An 18,721-nucleotide genomic window follows, 5' to 3' on the forward strand; every position below is an offset into this window, starting at 1 on the left:
GTTCTGAACCTCAATGGCCAAGTCCAACCCGGACTTGGCGAGGGGACGAGGAAAACCGGTTCGCCGGGGATCTTCGTCCCCTCGCTCAATTCCGGCGACAGGTTCAGCGGGAGCTCGCCCCGCTCCGTCGCCGCCATGCCCTTCCCTTCCCCCCGCCCCGGCCGTAAACCAAGGCCATGAAGCTGCGCGGGAATCGCCCTCAATCGCCCGACCGCCGCGCCCTGCTCGCGGGCGCTGGCGCGCTGGCGGCGACGACGGCGCTGGCGGCTTGCGGACGGTCCGAGGCCCCGGTCGACGACGACGGCCGCGTCCGACTCCGCTTCGCCACCGACTGGCGCGCCCAGGCCGAGCACGGCGGCTTCTACCAGGCGCTGGCCTCCGGAGCGTACGAGAAGCGCGGTCTGAACGTGCAGATCATGCAGGGCGGCCCGGCGGTGAACGTGCCCCAGCTGCTGGCCTCCGGCGCCGTCGAACTCGGCATGGGCTCGAACAGCTTCATCCCGATGAACCTCGTCGCCGAGGGCGCGCCTGTGAAGGCGGTCGCGGCCTTCTTCCAGAAGGACCCCCAAGTCCTGATCGCCCATCCCGACCCGTCGCTGAGCTCCATCGCCGACCTGCGCGATCGCCCCATCCTGCTGGCCGACGCCTCGATCAACGCCTTCTGGGTCTGGTTGAAGGCCAGATACGGCTTCACCGACGACCAGGTGCGCAAATACACCTTCAATCCCGCCCCGTTCCTGGCCGACGAGCGGGCCGTGCAGCAGGGCTATCTGACCAGCGAGCCCTACACCATCGAGCAGGAGGCGGGTTTCACGCCCAAGGTCTTCCTGCTCGCCGACGAGGGGTATCCCTCCTACGCCGCCATGGTGTTGGCCCCGACCGCCTTCGCCCGCGACAACGCCCGCGCCCTGCGCAGCTTCATCGCCGCCTCGGCCGAGGGCTGGCGCGACTACATCCAGGGCGACGGCAGGGCCGCCGACGCGCTGATCCGCCGCGACAATCCGGACATGACCCAGGACATCCTCGATCAGGCCCGGGCCAAGCTGAAGGCCAACGGCATCGTCGATGGCGGCGACGCTGCGCTATACGGCCTGGGCACGATGACGGAGGAGCGCTGGCGAGCGTTCTTCGAGGTCACCTCGGAGGCGGGCGTCTACCCCCCGAACCTCGACTGGCGCCAAGCCTTTACGACCCAGTACCTGCCCGGCCGTGGCTGACGCCGGATCGGCGTTCGCGGCGGCGCTGCGGGACGTCGTCGTTCGCTATCCCGGCCGGCCGCCGCTGGGACCGGTCGACCTCGGCGTGGCGCCCGGCGAGATCGTCGCAGTGGTCGGCGCGTCGGGGGCCGGCAAGTCGACCCTCCTGCGCCTTCTCGCCGGCCTCGAAACCCCTTCGGAAGGGGCCGTGGTCCGCGGCGCCGGCCACGGCCGCACCGGCTTCGTCTTCCAGAACGCCACCCTGATGCCCTGGGCGGATATCCAGTCGAACGTCGCCCTGCCGCTCGAACTGGCGGGCGCGCCCCGCGAGGAAGCGCGGCGGCGGGCTACGGCGGGTCTCGAATCCGTCGGCCTCGGCGACCGGCTGTCGGCCCGTCCGCGGCAGCTGTCCGGCGGCATGGCCATGCGCGTATCGCTGGCCCGGGCCCTGGTCACCGAACCGGACCTGCTGCTGCTCGACGAACCGTTCGCCGCCCTCGACAGCGTCACCCGCCGGCGGCTGATCGAGGACCTGCACCGCCTGTGGGCCGGGCGTTCGCCGCGCCCCGCCATCGTCTTCGTCACCCACGACGTCGAGGAAGCCGTCTATCTGGCGGGCCGCGCCGTGGTGCTCGATGCGGCCACGGGGCGGGTGGTCGCGGAACGGGCGTCGCCGGGCGTCCTGCCCAGACCAGACAGGTGGCGAGCGGACACCGCCTATCGTGCGGCGGTCGAGGGATTGGCCGCCGATCTGGCGCATTCCATGAGCCAGGCCCGGGAGGGGAGCTCGTGACCCGCCTCCTCCCATCCCTGCTCCTCACCGCTCTCCTGCTCGCGGGATGGGAAATCGCCTGCCGCGCCCTCGACGTGCCGATCTACCTGCTGCCGCCCCCCAGCGCCGTCGGCATGGCCCTGGTCCAGCGCGCGCCGCTGCTGCTCTCGTCCGCCGGCGCGACCTTCTGGATGGCCTTCCAGGCCCTCGTCGTCGCCTTTCTGCTCGGGGGCGGCCTGGCCTTGGCGGTGTCGCTCCATCGCCCGGCCGAGCAGGCGGTCCGGCCGCTGGCCGTGGCCCTGCAGGTCACGCCCGTGGTCGCGATCGCCCCGCTGGTGCTGATCTGGACCGGCCTCGACCATGCCGACCGGGCCGTGGTCGCCCTCGCCGCCGCCGTGGCCTTCTTTCCGTTGTTCTCGGGCGTCCTGACCGGCCTGAAGTCCGCCGACCCCGACCTCGAACGCCTGTTCGATCTCTACGGCGCCTCGCCGGTTCAGCGGCTGATCCGCCTGCGCCTGCCGGCCGCCCTGCCCTTCATCCTCGAAGGCCTGAGGGTCGCCGCCGGCCTGTCGGTGATCGGCGCCGTGGTGGCCGAGTTCGTCTCCGGCTCCGGCGCGACGCAGGGGCTGGCCTGGCGGCTGCTCGAGGCCGGCAACCGGCTGCGCACGGCCGACATGCTGGCGGCCCTCGCCTGCCTGATGATCATGGGTCTGGCGCTCAATGCCGTCGTGGCCGCGCTGGAACGCGGAGCGCGGCGCTGGCTGGCCTGAACCGGCGTCGCCCGTTAGCGACGGGTTAAGCCCCGCGCGGCTACCATGGCGCTCCTGTTTCCGCCCGGAGCCTGCCCCTTTGCGCCGCGCCTCGACACTCGCCGCCGCCGCCTTCGCCGCCACCGGCCTGCTGACGCTCGCCGACGCCGCCTCGGCCCAGTCGGCGTCGGGAGCCGGCGAGGCGCGGGGCCTTCGGTACCTGTCATGGCCCGGACGGGACGAGGCCGCCGACCCGGCGGACCGTCAGGCCGCCCGGCCCGCCGCGACCCGCGCCGACCTCCGCCGCCCCAATCGCGTCATTCCCCATGGCGGTTTCGCCTCGGCCGAGCCGCCGCCCCAGCGCGGTCTGACGCCTGCGCCGGGATCCGCGCCACGGACCCTGACCCCCGCCAACGCCTGGCTGCGACCGCCCGTGGCTCCGGCGTCGGCCCCGCTTCCGCCGTCCCCCTCAGCCACGACGCCGCCGCCCCGGCCCGGCCCCGAATACCTGCCCGATCAGGGCGGCCACAGTCAGCCGACGCCTGCCGAGGTCGTCTACCCTGCGCCGGTCAGTCCGGATGAAGCCGCCCCGGTCGCCGCCTCTTCAGACCCGATGGCGCCCCGCCGCGACGCCGCGATCTTCCGCATGCAGCAGGAGGCGGCGCCGGCCCGACCCGCCGCCGAAGTCGCCGCGACGGGCGAGCCCCAGTCCCAGGACGGTGGCCGCTATTATTCGGTGCACCGGCAGAACGGACGTGAGCCGGACGCCCTGGTCATCCCCGCACCGACCTATGTCGACGCCCTGGTGGTCAGTTCGATCGACACCCTCGCCTCGCAGGACCTGGCCGAGCCCGAGCAGGGGCCGACCCTCATCCGTGACCGCAATGGCAATGTGCGCGCCGCGCCCGCCGCCTCCGACGGGGACCACCAGTGACCGAGGCGTCCACCCTGTCGCGCCTGCCCGACCTGATCGCCCTCGCCGAGGAGGACTCCAGCGAGAAGCGCCGCACCCTGCTGCGGGAGCTGACGGACCATTTCTTCGGCGGAACGTCGCGCAGCGCCGAAGAGGACGCCCTCTACGACGCTGTTCTGGTCAAGCTGGCCGACGACATGGAGAGCGCCGTGCGCGCCGAGTTGGCCGCGCGCTTCGCCAACGCCCCCGATGCGCCGCACACCCTGATCCGCCGCCTGGCCAATGACGAGGCGGCCGTCGCCGGCGCGGTTCTGGCCGCCTCCCCGGTGCTCACCGACGAAGATCTGCTGGGCGTGGTGCGGCGGCATGGTCAGGACCATCTGCGCGCCGTCTCGGCCCGCCCCTCGGTGTCTGAAGCCGTCTCCGACGTCATCGTCGAACGTGGCGACGATGAAACCCTCGGAACCCTGCTGCGCAACGACGGGGCCCGGCTGTCGCGCAAGGCCTCGGAAGCCGCCGTCGAGCGGGCCAAGGTCAACCCGGCCCTGCACGAGGCGACGGTCTCACGGGCCAGCCTGCCGCCCGATCTGCTGAACGACATGTATTTCGTGGTCGAGGCGCGCCTTCGGACCCGGATTCTCGAACAGAACGCGAGCATGGACCCGGCCCTGCTGGAGAGCGCCCTGGCCGCCGGTCGCGCCCGCATCGCCACCGACGACGGCGCCCTGCCCTCCGACTACGCGGAATGCTCCGCCTATGTGGAGGAACTGAGGGCCGCTTCGCAGCTGACGCCCCAGATGCTGGCCCGCTTCCTTCGGTCCGGAGACCGTACGGGCGGCCGCACGGCTTTCCTGATCGCGCTGGCGCAGCTGGCCGACATTGATTTCCACACCGCCCGACAGATCGTCGAGCGGCGCGAGCTCGACGCCCTCGCCGTGGTCTGCAAGGCCGCCGATCTCGATCGCGCCCTGTTCCTGACCTATGCGGTGGTGCTGCTGAACGACGACGGCGACGCCATGGCCAAGGCGCACGCCTATGCGCGCATGTACGCCGAACTGAGCCGCGAGGCGGCGCTCCGGACCCTGCGCTTCTGGCGCATGCGCCGCGGGGCCCAGGCGGCCTGACCCGAACGCAGAACGCCCGCCCCATCGCTGGGGCGGGCGCTGCAAACCGTCCTTCGGACCGGATTTACTTCTTGGCGGGACGGCCGGCGCGGGCGGGTTTGCGGCCGCCCTGGCCGAGGCCCATCTGCTTGGCCAGGTCCGAACGCGCCTTGGCGTAGTTCGGCGCGACCATCGGATAGTCCTTGGGCAGGCCCCACTTGGCCCGGTATTCCTCGGGGCTCATGTTGTATTTGGTGCGCAGGTGACGCTTCAGCGACTTGAACTTGCGGCCGTCTTCCAGACAGATCAGGTAATCCGGGGTGATCGACTTGCGGATCGGAACCGCCGGCTCCTTGGGCTCGGGCTCGGGCTCGACCGCCCCGCTCGAAACCTGCGACAGCGCGGCGTGGATGCTGGAAATCAGGCCCGGCACTTCGACCGCCTGAACGTTGTTGTTGCCGACATAGGCCGACACGATGTCGGCGGTCATCTCGAGCAGTTGCGAGTTGTCTTCCATACGCGCGACCTCACCTTGTGATCTGATCGTTTAAGGCGAACGTTCGCCGCCAGCCTGTAGCTGGCTCAATAGAGATCAACCCTGATTCACGCAATAGCGTATTCGCGCCGCGCACAGCGGCTGCTTACAAGACTAACGGCCTTTTACTTTAAAGCCTGATTCAACGGCCAAAGTTTTCCGCCAGCGCCAGCATCGCCGCTCGCTCGGGCGCCGAATAGTCGTCGATATCGTCTTCGTCGCCGTCGCGGATCGCCCTCAGCAGGGCCGGCGTCAGGGCCGACGACAGGGACCAGTTCCAATAGCGCAGCACCGTCTGCGCCCGGTCCACCGCCAGCATGTCATAGGTGACCTGGACCCGCTCCCACGCAGGATCGGGCGTTCCGTCGGCGGCGGTCTCCGGCCGGCGCATCGACCGCCACAGGCCCTGCAGATCCGACTTGGCCAGACCGGTCGCCTTGCAGAGAATGGCCAGGGGTTCGCCCCCCGCATCGCCGAGTATCTTGGCGCCGGTGACCGGTTTGACGCCGGACAGATAGGCGATCTCCGTCGCCACCTCGCGGGTCAGGCCGTTGACGGCGGCGGCCCCGACCGCCTCCTCGAGCCCGCCGTAGGGGCTCTTCTCCACCGCTCCGCGGTTCCGCTGCCGACGCTCAATGAACTGCAGCGCCTTGCGCGACACTGGATCCTGCCAGTTCTCTTCCGCCGCCATGGCGAAGACGTCCTCAGCCACCTCCTGCATGACCTCGCGGGAGACGGCGAACCTTTGCAGGATGGTTCGGCGGTCTTCGGGCTCGCACCACCAGAACATCACATAAGCGCCCGACGGCCTCAGTTCGGGTCGCTTCAGCAGATGGCCGCACAGCCCCCGGTCGGTCCGGCTCAGGCTGACCACCCCCTCGACGGCGACCTGGCTCAGCCGCGCGGTCGTGTTCCTCAACACCGCCTCGATCACCTGAATTTCGCCGAAACTCAGCAGGGTCTCGGTGACCACCTCGGACAGGGCGCGGCGGTTGGCCATCTGGAACCGGTGCTCGACGCCGGCGTCGCGCGCACAGGCGACGAGGTCGGCGTCCGACAGCGAGGCGCACTGCTCGATCAGCAGGCCGGCGATGTCCGGCTCATCGCGCAACAGCATGCGCGCCAGGACGTTTGGAAGCTCGGCCAGCGGAGCAAGGCGCACGGCCACCCGCTTGCGGTCCTCGGGGGACGCGAGACGCAGCATTTCGACCAGCAGGTCACCGGTCACCGCCCGCTCGAACGCATTGATCCGGCTGGTCGGCAACGAGACCACGTCGGCCAGACGCTTCAACAGCGCGTGGCGCGCGCGGAAGCCGCCTTCTGGCGCGACCTCCTCGGACGTGAGAGCGGGCTCGGACATGTCGACCGGAAGGTTAAGGCCGGCCGGTTAACCGCCCGTGACGGTCGCCTACAGTCCCTCGAACAGCGCTGTCGACAGATAGCGTTCCGCGAAGCTGGGAATGATGGCGACGATCATCTTGCCGGCGTTCTCGGGCAGGGCCGCCTGGCGGAAGGCCGCCACCAGGGCCGCGCCGGAGCTGATGCCGACCGGTATCCCCTCCAGCCGCGCCGCCTTGCGGGCCATGTCGAAGGCGTCCTCGTTGGAAACCTGCTCGACGCCGTCGATCACCGAGCGGTCGACGATCGAGGGAATGAAGCCCGCCCCGATGCCCTGGATCTTGTGCGGGCCCGGCTCGCCGCCCGACAGCACGGCCGACGCCGTCGGCTCGACCGCGATCATCCGCACCGAAGCCTTGCGCGCCTTCAGCACCTGGCCGACGCCGGTGATGGTGCCGCCGGTGCCGACGCCGGAGATGACGACGTCGACCTCGCCCGCGGTGTCGTTCCAGATTTCCTCGGCGGTGGTGACCCGGTGGATGGCGGGATTGGCCGGGTTGTCGAACTGGGACGGGATGACCGCCCCCGGAGTCTTGTCGAGCAGTTCCTGCGCCGTGGCGATGGCGCCCTTCATCCCCTTCTCGGCCGGGGTCAGCACCAGTTCGGCGCCCAGCAGGGCCAGCATCTTGCGGCGTTCGATCGACATGCTCTCGGGCATGACCAGGATCAGCCGGTAGCCCTTGGCGGCGGCGACGAAGGCCAGGGCGATGCCGGTGTTGCCGCTGGTCGGCTCGATCAGCACCGAGTGTGGCCCCAGCTGCCCGGCCTGTTCCAGCGCATCGATCATGGCCACGCCGATGCGGTCCTTCACCGACCCGACCGGATTGAAGAACTCCAGCTTGGCCAGCACCGTCGCCTTGGGTTTGTATTCCGCCGACAGCCGCGGCAGCCCGACCACCGGGGTGTCGCCGATGGTGTCGAGAATGGATGGGAAAATCTTGCCGCGACCGGCTTTCAGGTGGCGGGACGGGTCATAGGCGGCGTCGGACATGGGGGTTCTCGCGGGATGGCGGCGGACCGACACAAGATAGGCGTTCCGTCGCCTTCGCAAAGGACTTGCGCGAAATGACGCCCGCGCCGGCCCCTTCACCGGCCGTTAACCACGATGGCCCATCCGTTAACGGCTGTTCCAGGGGCCGTTCTTGCGCAATCTCGCCGCCGCCGTCGAAGCGATCGACCCATTGGTCGTGACCGGCAAGGTCGCGGGCGTGAACGGCCTGCTGATCGAGTCGAAGGGCGGCCTGTCCCGCCTCGCCGTCGGGGCCCGGGCCGAAATAGACCGCCGCCATCTGTCGCCCCTGCCCGCCGAGGTGGTCGGCTTCCGCGACGCCAAGGCCCTGCTGATGCCGTTCGGCCCGGTCGAGGGCGTCGCCCCCGGCGCCGACATCCGCATCATCGCTGCCGCCGCCAGCGTGCGCCCGACCACCGCCTGGCTCGGCCGCATCATCGACGCCTTCGGTCAGCCCATCGACGGCAAGGGCCCTCTGCCCACCGGCCCAGCCGCCTATCCGCTCCGCGCCCCCCCGCCCCCGGCCCACTCGCGCGGCCGCGTCGGCGAGCGGCTGGATCTCGGCGTCCGCGCCATGGACGTCTTCACCACCACCTGCCGGGGCCAGCGCCTCGGCATCTTCGCCGGCTCCGGCGTCGGCAAGTCGGTGCTGCTGTCGATGCTGGCCCGGCAGGCGACCTGCGATGTGGTGGTGGTCGGCCTGATCGGCGAACGCGGCCGCGAGGTCCGCGAATTCATCGAGGAGACGTTGGGCGAAGAGGGCCTGCGCCGCGCCATTGTCGTCGTCGCCACCTCCGACGAACCGGCCCTCAAGCGCCGCCAGGCCGCCTACATGACCATGGCCATCGCCGAATTCCTGCGCGACCAGGACCTCGAGGTGCTGTGCCTGATGGATTCGGTCACCCGCTTCGCCATGGCCCAGCGCGAGATCGGCCTCGCCGCCGGCGAGCCGCCGACCACCAAGGGCTACACGCCGACCGTCTTCACCGAACTGCCCAAGCTGCTGGAGCGCGCCGGCCCTGGTCCGGTCCGCCCCGACGGCACCACCGCCGGCCCGATCACCGCCCTGTTCACGGTGCTGGTCGACGGCGGCGACCATGACGAGCCCATCGCCGACGCGGTGCGAGGCATCCTCGACGGCCACATCGTCATGGACCGCAAGATCGCCGAGCGCGGCCGCTTCCCGGCCATCGACGTGCTCAAGTCCGTCAGCCGCACCCTGCCCGCCTGCCAGACGCCGCCCGAGCGCGAGCTGAACCGCCGGGCGCGCCAATGCCTGAGCGCCTATTCCAACATGGAAGAGCTGATCCGCATCGGCGCCTACCGCACCGGCGCCGATCCGATCGTCGACCGCGCCATCGCCCTGAACCCGGCGCTTGAAGCCTTCCTCGGCCAGGATCACCATGACGTGACGCGCCTGGCCGATTCCTTTGACCGTCTGGAAACCATTCTCAATCAGGGAATGATCCCGTGACCGGAGACGCAGCATGACCGCTTGGGCCCAATCCCTGATCCGCATCTCCAACTACGAGGTCGAGACGTTGCAGAAGCGCCTCGCCGAAATCACCGCCCGTAGAGCCTCCGCCGAGATGCGTATCGCCGTGCTCGAGGCCGAGGCCGAGATCGAACAGGAACGCGCCCGCGACGACGCCGAGGCCGCCCTGCTGCTGCAGGCTTATCTGAACGGCTGGAAGGCCCGCAAATCCGCCGCCCTCGCCGACGTCGTCGAGATCGAGGCCGAGGAGGAGGGCGCCCGCGACGCCCTCACCGGCGCCTTCGAGGAGCTGAAGAAGTTCGAGCACGTCGCCGAGACCACTCGCCTGAACCGCCTGATCGCCGCCGGCAAGCGCGAGACCGCCGCCTTCGACGAACTGGGCCTCAGGCGTCGTGCGGGCTGACCCGCCCCGCCTGAACCGCCGCGCCCTTCTGGCGGCGCCAATCGCTCTCGCCGCCTGCGACCGCTTCGCCGCCGCCGAACCCGCCGCCGGTCCCCCGGCCGCCCCGCTGAAATCCATTACGCCCTGCCCGTTCGGCGCCATCGGCATGACCTGGCAGCTCGACCAGGCCGACTGGGTCGAACAGGTCCGGCGCCACTGCTCCCAGCTCACCCCCGAGTGGGAGCAGAAGATGGAGCGCACCCTCGGGCCGGGCTTCACCCATGACTTCTCGGCCTCGGACCGCATGGTCGCCTTCGCCCGCGACAACGGCTTGCGGGTCCACGGCCATACCCTGATCTGGTATTCGCAGGGCGGCGACGTCTTCAACGACGACGTCCCCCGCGCCCGTTTCGCCGCCGAATTCGACCGCTACATCTCCAGCTTCGTCAGCCGCTATCGGGGCCGGATGGCCGGCTGGGACGTGGTCAACGAGCCGGTGGCCGAGGATGGCGACGGCCTGCGCGACTGCCACTGGAGCCGTGCACTCGGTATGGACGGCTACATGGTCCGCGCCTTCGAACAGGCCCGCGCCGCCGATCCCGACGCCGTCCTGTTCCTCAACGAGTACAACCTCGAGAACATTCCCCGGAAGGGTGCGACCTTCCTCAAGCTGGTCGAACGCCTGCTCAAACTGGGCGCCCCGATCGGCGGCATCGGGACCCAGTCGCACCTCAACATCGAGATTCCGGCCGGCCAGATCACGGCTTTCATGCGCGACGCCGCGTCCCTGGGCCTGCCCATCCACATTTCCGAGCTGGACTTCCCGATGCAGCGCGACGGCGGCCAACTGCCCGACCTGCGCTCCACCGCCGAACGCCGCGCCCAGCAGGTCGCCCGCGTCGGCGAACTGGCCGAGGCTTTCATGGCCCTGCCCCAACGCCAACGCTACGCCTTCACCACCTGGGGCCTGCGCGACATCGACAGCTGGCTCCTACGCGAGGAGGGCAAGAACCGCCCCGACGAGAGCCCCGTCCTCCTCGACGCCGCCGGCGGTCCCAACCCGGCGTATCAAGCCGTAGTCGACGCCTTCACCGGCCGCGCCGGAGCCTAAACGGCGGTCGCCACGACCCCGGCGAGTTCCAACGCCTCCAGCAGCGCCGCCGTGGCCGCCTCCACCGCTCCCTCGTCGCGTCCCCGAACGACCAGGTGGGCGCCGATCTCTCCCACCGTCCCCGCTCCGAACGGATAGCTGCCGAAGCTGAGGTCGGGGTTCGCCCGTGCCGCCGCTGAAAGGATGTCCGCCACGCTGCCCTCGCCGACGCCGGTCACGCGCACCGTCCGTGCGTGCACCACCGCGCCCGTCCTCAGGCGCGGCGCCACATCCTCCAGCATGGCGGTCATGATCTTCGGCACCCCGGCCATCACGAACACGTTGCCGATCTGGAAGCCCGGCGCATCGGTGACCGGATTGGCGATCAGCGCGCCACCCTCCGGAATCCGCGCCATCCGCCGCCGTGGCGCATTGAGTTCGGCGCCATACCGCCGCTCCAGTATGGCCAACGCCTCCGGGTGCTCCGGCAGGGCTGCGCCGAACGCCGTCGCCACGGCGTCGGCGGTGATGTCGTCATGCGTCGGCCCGATGCCGCCCGTGGTGAAGACATAGTCGTGCCCTGCCCGCAGCGCGTTCAGCGCCTCGACGATCTGCGGCTTGCGATCCCCGACTGTCCTGGCCTCCAGAAGGTCGATCCCCAGCGCCGCCAGGAACCGGGCGATGGTGTTCAGATTGGTGTCCTGCGTCCGTCCGGACAGCACTTCGTCGCCGATGATCAGGACGGCGGCAGTGGGGGATGCGTTGGTCATGGCGACCAGCTAGTAGACCCTCGCCCATGCGCTTCAAGTCGCCTCTCGAACACGGAACCCTGATCCGCCGCTACAAGCGCTTCCTCGCCGACGTGGCGTTCGAGGACGGCCGCGAGACCACCGTCCACGTCCCCAACCCCGGCGCCATGCTGGGCCTGACCGCGCCCGGCCTGCCGGTCTGGCTGTCCCGCTCTCTCGACCCCAGGCGCAAACTGCCGCTGACGATGGAGGCCGTTGTCCTGCCCGGCGCCGGGCCCGTCGGCGTCAACACCCTCAATCCCAACCGCATCGCCGAGGCGGCCATTCCGCGCGGCCAGATTCCGGAACTGACCGGCTATCCGGTCCTCCGCCGCGAGGTGCGCTACGACGAGAACAGCCGTATCGACATCCTGCTGCAGAGCGATCCGGACGCCCTGCAGCGACCCTCATGCTGGGTCGAGATCAAGAACTGCCACTTCAGCCGCACCCCGCCGCTGGCCGAGTTCCCCGACTGCAACACCGTCCGCGGCGTCAAACACCTGAAGGCGCTGGAGCGGGTGGTGGAGGCCGGCGGCCGCGCCGTCATGCTGTTCATCGTCCAGCGCATGGACTGCGACTCCTTCACCACAGCCGACGACATCGATCGCGCCTACGGCCCCGCCCTGCGCGACGCCGCGTCGCGTGGGGTTGAGGTTCTATGCTATAGTTGCCACCTGAGCCCCGAAGCGATCCGCCTCGATCGCGCCCTGCCATGGCGGCCCCACCCGTGACCGGGCCCCGCCGAAAGAGACCGATGTACGAGACCCCCGAACTGGACGACGACGCCTTCGTCCGCACCCACGAGATTCGCGTTCACGACGCCGAGGCCTTCGAGGGCATGCGCAAGGCCGGCCGCCTGGTCGCCGAGGCGCTCGACATGATCACGCCGTACGTGGTCCCGGGCGTCACCACCGGCGAGATCGACGACCGCATCCGCGAGTTCACCCTCGACCACGGCGCCCTGCCCGCCTGCCTCGGCTACAAGGGCTACGAGAAGACCGTCTGCACCTCGATCAACCACGTGGTCTGCCACGGCATCCCGGGCGACAAGGTTCTCAAGGACGGCGACATCGTCAACATCGACCACACGGTCATCGTCGATGGCTGGCACGGCGACTCCAGCCGCATGTATCCGGTCGGCCAGATCAACGCCCGCGCCCGCAAGCTGATCGACGTCACCTATGACTCGCTCGAGGCGGGTCTCGCCGTGATCAAGCCCGGCGCCACCTTCGGCGACATCGGCTACGCCATCCAGCAGGTCGTCGAGGCCAACCGCATGTCCGTCGTCCGCGACTTCTGCGGCCACGGCATCGGCCGGCTGTTCCATGACAGCCCCAACGTCCTGCACTACGGCCGCCGCGGCGAGGGCGCGACGCTCAAGGCCGGCATGTTCTTCACCGTCGAGCCGATGGTGAACCTGGGCAAGCCGCACGTGAAGGTTCTGTCCGACGGCTGGACCGCCGTCACCCGCGACAAGTCTCTGTCGGCCCAGTGCGAGCACTCCATTGGCGTCACCGAAGACGGCATCGAGATCTTCAGCGCCAGCCCGGCGGGGCTGTTCCGGCCGAAATTCTGAGCCTAGGCTGCCTCTCCTGAAGGGGAGGCGCATGACTGAAACTCTGGCATCTACCCAAACAGCGGACGCGTGGAAGTGGTGGGAAGCCCGCCGCCTCCGGTACAATATCGCGCTGGCCGCAGCCGGCTGGTCGGCATGGGCCATGGCGGCGGCGATCATTTGGACACTTGGCGCCCTGCTTCCCTTTCGGACCGACAATCCGGAGGTCACCCTCTTCACCGTATTGATCCAGGGCATAGCCTATCTGCTGGTGATGGCGGCGGCGAACCTCTGCTATCTGCTTGGCCCGCTTTCTGAGGCGGTCCTTCATCCAGCCGACGTCAACGGCTATCGCCGCCGGATGTTCGGGCTCGGCTTCTGGCTCTCGGTCGCCCTTCCTTTCGCGTATCCAGCCCTTCTCGCCGCCGGCATCGCCCTCGAGATTTCGAGATCGACGGCATGACCCAGGCGTCGGCCTCCACGACTCCCCACCACGCCGGGCACCGCGAGCGTCTTCGTGAGCGCGCCCGCGGCGCCGGCCTGCACCACCTCCCCGACTACGAACTGCTCGAACTCTTCCTGTTCCGCAGCCAGCCCCAAGGCGACGTCAAGCCGATCGCCAAGGCCCTGCTGGCCCGGTTCGGCTCGCTGGCGGCGGTGCTGGCGGCCTCGGTCGAGGACCTGATGACCGTCAGGGCCGAGGATGCGCGCGGTCGGATCAAGGGCATCGGCGCTGAAACCGCGTTGGACCTGACCGCCCTGCACGAGGTGTCCCGTCGCGTCGCCAGGGAAGAAACCAGCAAGCGCACGGTGATCTCGTCCTGGACCGCCCTGCTCTCCTATGTCCGCCTGTCTCTCCAGCACGAGCCGCGCGAGCAGTTTCGGGTCCTCTACCTCGACAACCGCAACCAACTGATCCTCGACGAGATCCAGAATCGCGGCACCGTCGACCATGCCCCGGTCTATCCGCGCGAGGTGGTGCGGCGGGCGCTGGAGTTGTCGGCCAAGTCGATGATCATCGTCCACAACCATCCCTCGGGCGACCCGACCCCGTCCCGTCCCGACATTGAGATGACCCGCCAGATCATCGAGGCCGCCCGCGCCCTCGAGGTGTCGGTGCATGACCACCTGATCGTCGGCCGCGACGGCGTGGCCAGCTTCAAGCAACTCGGCCTGATGTGAAGAGGAGGCGACATGTTACGAGCCCTGGCCCTTGCCTGCCTGTTGGCGCTGACCCCCGCGACCGTTCTGGCCCAGACGGCCCCGAACCCCGGTGCGGATGATTTCGATTGGGAAGTCGGCCTGTGGGACACCCATGTCGAAGTCCGCGCCCCCCTCGACGCCGATGCGCCCTGGGCGGTGTTCGATGGGACCTCCGATGTACGGCCGCTTTCACAGGGCCGCGCCAACACGGTTGATCTGTCGCTCGCAAGCGCCGCTGGCGCCCGGGTCGAAGGCGTCGCGCTGAGACTCTTCAATCCGCGTTCCAGCCAATGGAGCATCAACTTCGCCAGCATGAACGACGGGATGCTTACGGCGCCGATCTATGGCGGCTTCACAGACGGGCGCGGTGAGTTCTACGGGCAGGACACGATCGACGGGCGCGTCGTGATGGTGCGGTTCGTCATCTCCGATGTCACCGCCGATTCGGCTCGCTTCGTGCAATCCTGGTCAGCCGATGGCGGCCGGAGCTGGATTGATAATTGGGTCGCGACTGACACCCGGCGCACCGCAAACTCGGGCGGTGTTCACTAGCTGGTTCCAGTGCGGCCGGAAGCCGCGCTAAGAGTCGCCGATGACACCGACCCGCCGCTCCGTCCTGGCCTGCGCGCCTCTTTCCGCCCTGGCGGGGGGAGTCGCCGCCCAGGCCGCCGCTCCGGCGGTCATGGTCTCCACCTGGGATTTCGGCGCGGCCGCCAACGCGGCCGGTCTGGCGGCGCACGCGAACGGCGGCTCGGCGCTCGACATGGTCGAGGCGGGCGGGCGCGTGGCCGAGGCGGACGAGAGCAACAGTTCGGTCGGTCTCGGCGGTCTGCCCGACCGCGACGGTCGGGTGACGCTGGACGCCTGCGTCATGACCTGGGCCGGCGACATCGGCGCCGTCTGCGCGCTTGAGGACGTGGTCCACGCCGTCTCGGTGGCCCGCCGGGTGATGGAGCGCACGCCGCACACCATGCTGGCGGGCGAGGGCGCCCGGACCTTCGCCGTCGAACAGGGGTTCGAGACCCGCGACCTGCTCACCCCGCGCGCCGAGGCGGCCTGGCGGGAATGGCTGAAGACCGCCGACTACGCCCCGCGCATCAACAGTGAGAACGCCGACTGGGGCGGCCGGCCCGGCGGCCCGGGCAACCACGACACCATCGGCCTGCTGGCCATTGACGCCGCCCATCGCATGGCCGGGGCGTGCACCACCTCCGGCATGGCCTTCAAGATGCGCGGCCGGGTCGGCGACAGCCCCCTGATCGGGGCCGGCCTCTATGTCGACGACGAGGTCGGCGGCGCCACCGCCACCGGCGTCGGCGAGGACGTCGTCCGCGTGGCGGGCTCGCACGCAGTGGTGGAAGGCATGCGCGCGGGCCTTGCCCCCGCCGCCGCCTGCCGCCGCGTCATCGAACGGCTGGCCCGGCTGCGCGGCGCCAGGGTCGCGGGTTCGCAGGTGGCTCTGCTGGCCATGGACAAACAGGGTGGCGTCGGAGGGTTCGCGCTTCAGCCCGGCTTCACCTACGCTGTCACCGACGCCGCCGGCCGCACCCGCATCGAGCGCGCCGGAGCCCTGTTCGAGACGCCATGACCAGCACCCTGATCACCGAACGCCTGACCCTGACCCCGGTGGACGTCGCCGACTACGACGACCTCAAGGGTCTGTGGGCGGATCCGGCCTTCGTCCGGCACATCTTTCCCGAACCGCTGACCAGCGAGGACGTCTGGTTCAGGTTGCTGCGCGACATCGGCCACTGGGAGGCGCTCGGCCACGGCAACTGGACCGTCCGGCTCAAGGATACGGGCGAATACGTCGGCAGCGTCGGCGTGCTGGACTTCCATCGGGTGCTCGACCCGCCCTTCGACGCCCCCGAACTCGGCTGGGGCCTCAACCCGCGCTTCCAGGGCCAGGGCATGGCCTTCGAGGCCCTGTCGGCCGCGCTGGCCTGGTGCGACGACGCCCTGAACGCGCCGCGCACAGTGTGCATGATCTCGCCCGACAACGCCCCCTCGATCACCCTTGCGACGCGCGCCGGCTACGCGCCCTACATCGAGACGACCTACAAGGGCGAGCCGGTGGTCCTGTTCGAGCGACTGGCCGCCTGAGCGTAGCCGGACATTAAGGTTTCCGCGCCATTCTGCCCGGCGAATCCGGAGACCGCCCGCCCCATGCCCATGCCTGTCGAAGAGCTTCGCGGCCATTTGACCGAAGCCTTTCCCGACGCCGAGATCGTCATCGACGATCTGGCGGGCGACGGCGACCACTATCGCGCCCGCATCGTCTCGACGGCATTCGCGGGCCTGCCCCGGGTGCGTCAGCACCAGCTCGTCTATGCGGCGCTGAAGGGCAAGATGGGCGGCGAACTGCACGCACTGGCGCTCGAAACCTCGGCCCCGGCAGGAGACTGAACATGCGCTACCGTCCCTTCGGACCGGCGGGTCAGGCGGTCTCGGCGCTGACGCTGAGCCTCGGCCCCCGCGACATCGCCCACGGTCCCGAGGCGGGGCGTGAGCTGATCTATTCGGCGCTGGAAGCCGGCATCAACAGCTACCGTCTCGAAACCGCCGACCCGGTGCTGGCGGAAATTCTCGGCCAGGCGCTGAAACACGTCGACCGCAAGCTGGTCCAGGTCTCCCTCACCCTCGGCGCCGGCGACGGCCGCCGCGGCTCGGACCGCGACTTTTCGGCCGAGGGCATCACCTCCGCCATCGACCGGGCGCTGAACATATCGGGCCTGGGCTGGTTCGACCTGGCCATCCTCGACGAACCGGCCGACCATGAGTTGCCGCAACCGACCCTCAGCGCCCTCAAGGCCCTGCGCGCCAGCGAACGGATCCGTCTGCTGGGCATTTCCGGCGAGGATGCGGTGATGGACACCTACGTCTCGACCGGCGCCTTCGATGTGCTGGCCACGCCCTTCCACGTCAATTCGCCGTGGCAGATCCGCTCGCGCCTGCGCGCCGCCCAGGAAGCGGACATGGCCATTTTCGTCTATGGCTATTTCCCCGAGAGTCTCGACACGGCGAAGAAGGCCGCCGCCGTGCACCAGCCCAAGAAGGGGCTGTTCGGCTTCGGCGGCCCGAAGACGAAGGACAATCCGCTGGCCCACGCCGGCACCTTCGCCTTCCTGCACCGCACCAACAACTGGCCGGCCGAGGCCATCTGCCTGGCCTACGCCCTGACCGATCCGTCGGTGTCCAGCGTGCTGATTCGGGCCAGCGACATGGAGCGGCTGAACATGCTGGCCATGGTGCCTGACCGCGACATGCCGCCGGGCCTCGCCGCCCAGATCGAGATGGCCCGTGTGGCCGGCGCCAAGGCCGCCTGAGCCGCCTATTTCTGACGCGGGCCCGTCAGCCCCTCGTAGGTGGTGACCAGCTGGCCCGCCCGCCTCGCCTTGATCGCGCGCGCCAGTTCCTCCGCGGCGATCCTCACCTCGGCCTGGATGTCCTTGTCCCGGTCGAGGGCGTCGTGGCTGGTGGCGTAGGGCTCCCAATAGCCGATGTAGCGGTCGATCTCGGCGTCCGGTCCGGCCGGGGTCAGCTTCATGAATCTCAGCCAGTCGGAAACCGAGCGGCGCACGTTCTCCGCCCCCTCGACGTCGCCATGGACCACGACGGAGAAGATCCGGCCCTCGAGGTGGCGTGGATAGGACCAACCCTTCAGCTCCTCCGCCTTGGCCGCCCTGGCGTCCTTGCCATGGGTCAGGGTGGGGTCCGGATTGCCGCCGTCGGCGCAGACCATCCGATCCATCATCAGCTTCATTGGCGACGACACCTGGTACCAGTTGACCGGTGTGACCAGGAAGATTCCGTGGGCCTCGACCCACATGGGGAAGATGTCGTTCATCCAGTCGTGGACCTGACCCAGCGAATAGTTGGGATAGCAGCTGCACGGCCAGTGACAGAGCGGCGCCGCCGTCGAGAAACAGGCCTTGCACGGATGGATTTCGCGGCCGAACTCCGACGCCAGCCGGGACAGGTCCAGCACCGTGGTCTCGACGCCCGCCGCCCCCAGCGTCTCCTCCGCCAGCATGGCGAGGCGCCAGCTCTTGGACATCTCGCCGGGGCAGGTGTGCTCGGACCGGGACGAGCCGTTGATGACGAGGGCGCGCAGGGGGCCTGAGGGGTCTTGCTGACGCGCCTGCGCCGCCTCCACCGCCTCACGAGCCGCGATCCAGTCGACCGGCAGATCGAAATCGGGGTCGGCGAAGCCCGGCCCGGCCCTGCGCGTAACCGGCGACTTCCGCCCCTCGATATAGCCGTCCCAGGCGATGGCGGCGATCGTGTCGAGCGCCTCCCGCGCCGAGGCGAAGGCCGGGTCGTTGAACCGGCTGAGGTAGCGGACGATGAACTCTTCCCGGCTCAGCTCGGGCGAGGGCATGCCCTTGCGGGGCTCCGGCGTCTCCATGCGGGTCCTTCCTCCAGCCCTGCGGGGCAGGTGAGGAACGTGGGGCCCGCCCGCCGCGTTCCGGCGCGACCCTTGGCGCCCTTGACCCTCCGCCTCGCGGTCCCTAGCTGACGGCCTTCACCGAA

The 18,721-nt window shown here is 69.7% G+C and carries 22 protein-coding genes; 17 read left to right on the forward strand and 5 right to left on the reverse strand.

What is annotated here, in order from left to right; translation table 11 throughout:
• Nucleotides 1–176 precede the first annotated feature (176 nt).
• The 5 genes from ACSQ1L_RS05830 to ACSQ1L_RS05850 all read left to right on the forward strand — a co-directional run bounded on the left by ACSQ1L_RS05830 (nt 177) and on the right by ACSQ1L_RS05850 (nt 4,754).
• Nucleotides 177–1,217 carry an ABC transporter substrate-binding protein gene (locus ACSQ1L_RS05830; RefSeq protein ID WP_435992874.1) on the forward strand — a complete coding sequence of 347 codons (1,041 nt, stop codon included), beginning with the start codon at nt 177–179 and terminating at the stop codon, nt 1,215–1,217.
• Entirely contained in the window at nt 1,210–1,989 is a 780-nt protein-coding gene (locus ACSQ1L_RS05835; protein ID WP_435992876.1) for an ABC transporter ATP-binding protein, read from the forward strand. Before ACSQ1L_RS05830 ends, ACSQ1L_RS05835 begins: the two co-directional genes overlap by 8 nt.
• Nucleotides 1,986–2,738: an ABC transporter permease gene (locus tag ACSQ1L_RS05840; RefSeq protein WP_435992878.1), complete on the forward strand. Its 753-nt coding sequence runs from the start codon at nt 1,986–1,988 to the stop codon at nt 2,736–2,738. The genes ACSQ1L_RS05835 and ACSQ1L_RS05840 overlap by 4 nt, the downstream gene beginning before the upstream one ends.
• Nucleotides 2,739–2,817: 79 nt before the next feature.
• Nucleotides 2,818–3,651: a hypothetical protein gene (locus ACSQ1L_RS05845; protein WP_435992880.1), complete on the forward strand. Its 834-nt coding sequence runs from the start codon at nt 2,818–2,820 to the stop codon at nt 3,649–3,651.
• Nucleotides 3,648–4,754 (forward strand): DUF2336 domain-containing protein, encoded by a 1,107-nt coding sequence (locus ACSQ1L_RS05850; RefSeq protein ID WP_435992882.1) that lies wholly within the window; start codon nt 3,648–3,650, stop codon nt 4,752–4,754. Before ACSQ1L_RS05845 ends, ACSQ1L_RS05850 begins: the two co-directional genes overlap by 4 nt.
• Nucleotides 4,755–4,818: 64 nt before the next feature.
• Here ACSQ1L_RS05850 and ACSQ1L_RS05855 read toward each other — a convergent pair whose 3' ends face one another.
• The 3 genes from ACSQ1L_RS05855 to cysK all read right to left on the reverse strand — a co-directional run bounded on the left by ACSQ1L_RS05855 (nt 4,819) and on the right by cysK (nt 7,657).
• On the reverse strand, nt 4,819–5,250 hold the full coding sequence (locus tag ACSQ1L_RS05855; RefSeq protein WP_435992884.1) for a MucR family transcriptional regulator: 432 nt from the start codon (nt 5,248–5,250) through the stop codon (nt 4,819–4,821).
• 160 nt (nt 5,251–5,410) lie between these two features.
• Complete coding sequence (locus ACSQ1L_RS05860) at nt 5,411–6,628, reverse strand: DUF2336 domain-containing protein (RefSeq protein ID WP_435992886.1); 1,218 nt, start codon at nt 6,626–6,628, stop codon at nt 5,411–5,413.
• A 48-nt stretch (nt 6,629–6,676) separates the two neighbouring features.
• Complete coding sequence (gene cysK, locus ACSQ1L_RS05865) at nt 6,677–7,657, reverse strand: cysteine synthase A (RefSeq protein WP_435992888.1); 981 nt, start codon at nt 7,655–7,657, stop codon at nt 6,677–6,679.
• Nucleotides 7,658–7,808: 151 nt separating this feature from the next.
• Between cysK and fliI the strand changes: the two genes are divergently transcribed.
• The 3 genes from fliI to ACSQ1L_RS05880 are packed head-to-tail and all read left to right on the forward strand — an operon-like array spanning nt 7,809 to nt 10,663.
• Nucleotides 7,809–9,149, forward strand: a complete 1,341-nt coding sequence (fliI, locus tag ACSQ1L_RS05870; RefSeq protein WP_435992890.1) for a flagellar protein export ATPase FliI — start codon at nt 7,809–7,811, stop codon at nt 9,147–9,149.
• A 13-nt stretch (nt 9,150–9,162) separates the two neighbouring features.
• Nucleotides 9,163–9,573 (forward strand): flagellar export protein FliJ, encoded by a 411-nt coding sequence (locus ACSQ1L_RS05875; protein WP_435992892.1) that lies wholly within the window; start codon nt 9,163–9,165, stop codon nt 9,571–9,573.
• A complete protein-coding gene (locus ACSQ1L_RS05880; RefSeq protein WP_435992894.1) occupies nt 9,563–10,663 on the forward strand; it encodes an endo-1,4-beta-xylanase in 1,101 nt (366 codons plus the stop codon). Before ACSQ1L_RS05875 ends, ACSQ1L_RS05880 begins: the two co-directional genes overlap by 11 nt.
• On the opposite strand, the gene ACSQ1L_RS05885 is transcribed toward ACSQ1L_RS05880, so the two are convergent.
• The gene (locus ACSQ1L_RS05885) at nt 10,660–11,412 is read right to left on the reverse strand and encodes a competence/damage-inducible protein A (protein ID WP_435992896.1); all 753 of its coding nucleotides are present in this window, start codon (nt 11,410–11,412) and stop codon (nt 10,660–10,662) included. The genes ACSQ1L_RS05880 and ACSQ1L_RS05885 overlap by 4 nt on opposite strands.
• A 26-nt stretch (nt 11,413–11,438) precedes the next feature.
• Here ACSQ1L_RS05885 and sfsA point away from each other — a divergent pair, with 26 nt between their 5' ends.
• The 9 genes from sfsA (at nt 11,439) to ACSQ1L_RS05930 (ending at nt 17,514) form a co-directional block, all read left to right on the forward strand.
• Nucleotides 11,439–12,161: a DNA/RNA nuclease SfsA gene (sfsA, locus tag ACSQ1L_RS05890; RefSeq protein WP_435992898.1), complete on the forward strand. Its 723-nt coding sequence runs from the start codon at nt 11,439–11,441 to the stop codon at nt 12,159–12,161.
• 23 nt (nt 12,162–12,184) lie between these two features.
• Nucleotides 12,185–13,006, forward strand: a complete 822-nt coding sequence (gene map, locus ACSQ1L_RS05895) for a type I methionyl aminopeptidase (protein ID WP_435992900.1) — start codon at nt 12,185–12,187, stop codon at nt 13,004–13,006.
• A gap of 31 nt (nt 13,007–13,037) precedes the next feature.
• Nucleotides 13,038–13,448 (forward strand): hypothetical protein, encoded by a 411-nt coding sequence (locus ACSQ1L_RS05900; RefSeq protein WP_435992902.1) that lies wholly within the window; start codon nt 13,038–13,040, stop codon nt 13,446–13,448.
• Nucleotides 13,445–14,167: a RadC family protein gene (radC, locus tag ACSQ1L_RS05905; protein WP_435992904.1), complete on the forward strand. Its 723-nt coding sequence runs from the start codon at nt 13,445–13,447 to the stop codon at nt 14,165–14,167. The genes ACSQ1L_RS05900 and radC overlap by 4 nt, the downstream gene beginning before the upstream one ends.
• Before the next feature lie 12 nt (nt 14,168–14,179).
• Nucleotides 14,180–14,740 carry a hypothetical protein gene (locus ACSQ1L_RS05910; RefSeq protein WP_435992906.1) on the forward strand — a complete coding sequence of 187 codons (561 nt, stop codon included), beginning with the start codon at nt 14,180–14,182 and terminating at the stop codon, nt 14,738–14,740.
• 40 nt (nt 14,741–14,780) lie between these two features.
• Nucleotides 14,781–15,776 carry a N(4)-(beta-N-acetylglucosaminyl)-L-asparaginase gene (locus ACSQ1L_RS05915; RefSeq protein ID WP_435992908.1) on the forward strand — a complete coding sequence of 332 codons (996 nt, stop codon included), beginning with the start codon at nt 14,781–14,783 and terminating at the stop codon, nt 15,774–15,776.
• Nucleotides 15,773–16,291: a GNAT family N-acetyltransferase gene (locus ACSQ1L_RS05920; protein WP_435992910.1), complete on the forward strand. Its 519-nt coding sequence runs from the start codon at nt 15,773–15,775 to the stop codon at nt 16,289–16,291. The genes ACSQ1L_RS05915 and ACSQ1L_RS05920 overlap by 4 nt, the downstream gene beginning before the upstream one ends.
• 63 nt (nt 16,292–16,354) lie before the next feature.
• Nucleotides 16,355–16,594, forward strand: a complete 240-nt coding sequence (locus ACSQ1L_RS05925; protein WP_435992913.1) for a BolA/IbaG family iron-sulfur metabolism protein — start codon at nt 16,355–16,357, stop codon at nt 16,592–16,594.
• Between the two features lie 2 nt (nt 16,595–16,596).
• On the forward strand, nt 16,597–17,514 hold the full coding sequence (locus ACSQ1L_RS05930; protein ID WP_435992915.1) for an aldo/keto reductase: 918 nt from the start codon (nt 16,597–16,599) through the stop codon (nt 17,512–17,514).
• Between the two features lie 5 nt (nt 17,515–17,519).
• Here the strand turns inward: ACSQ1L_RS05930 and ACSQ1L_RS05935 are convergent, their stop codons facing one another.
• Nucleotides 17,520–18,596: a flavodoxin family protein gene (locus ACSQ1L_RS05935; RefSeq protein WP_435992917.1), complete on the reverse strand. Its 1,077-nt coding sequence runs from the start codon at nt 18,594–18,596 to the stop codon at nt 17,520–17,522.
• Between the last annotated feature and the right edge of the window lie 125 nt (nt 18,597–18,721).

It is taken from the genome of Brevundimonas sp. LjRoot202, from assembly GCF_964253355.1.
In the GTDB taxonomy this organism is placed as follows: domain Bacteria; phylum Pseudomonadota; class Alphaproteobacteria; order Caulobacterales; family Caulobacteraceae; genus Brevundimonas.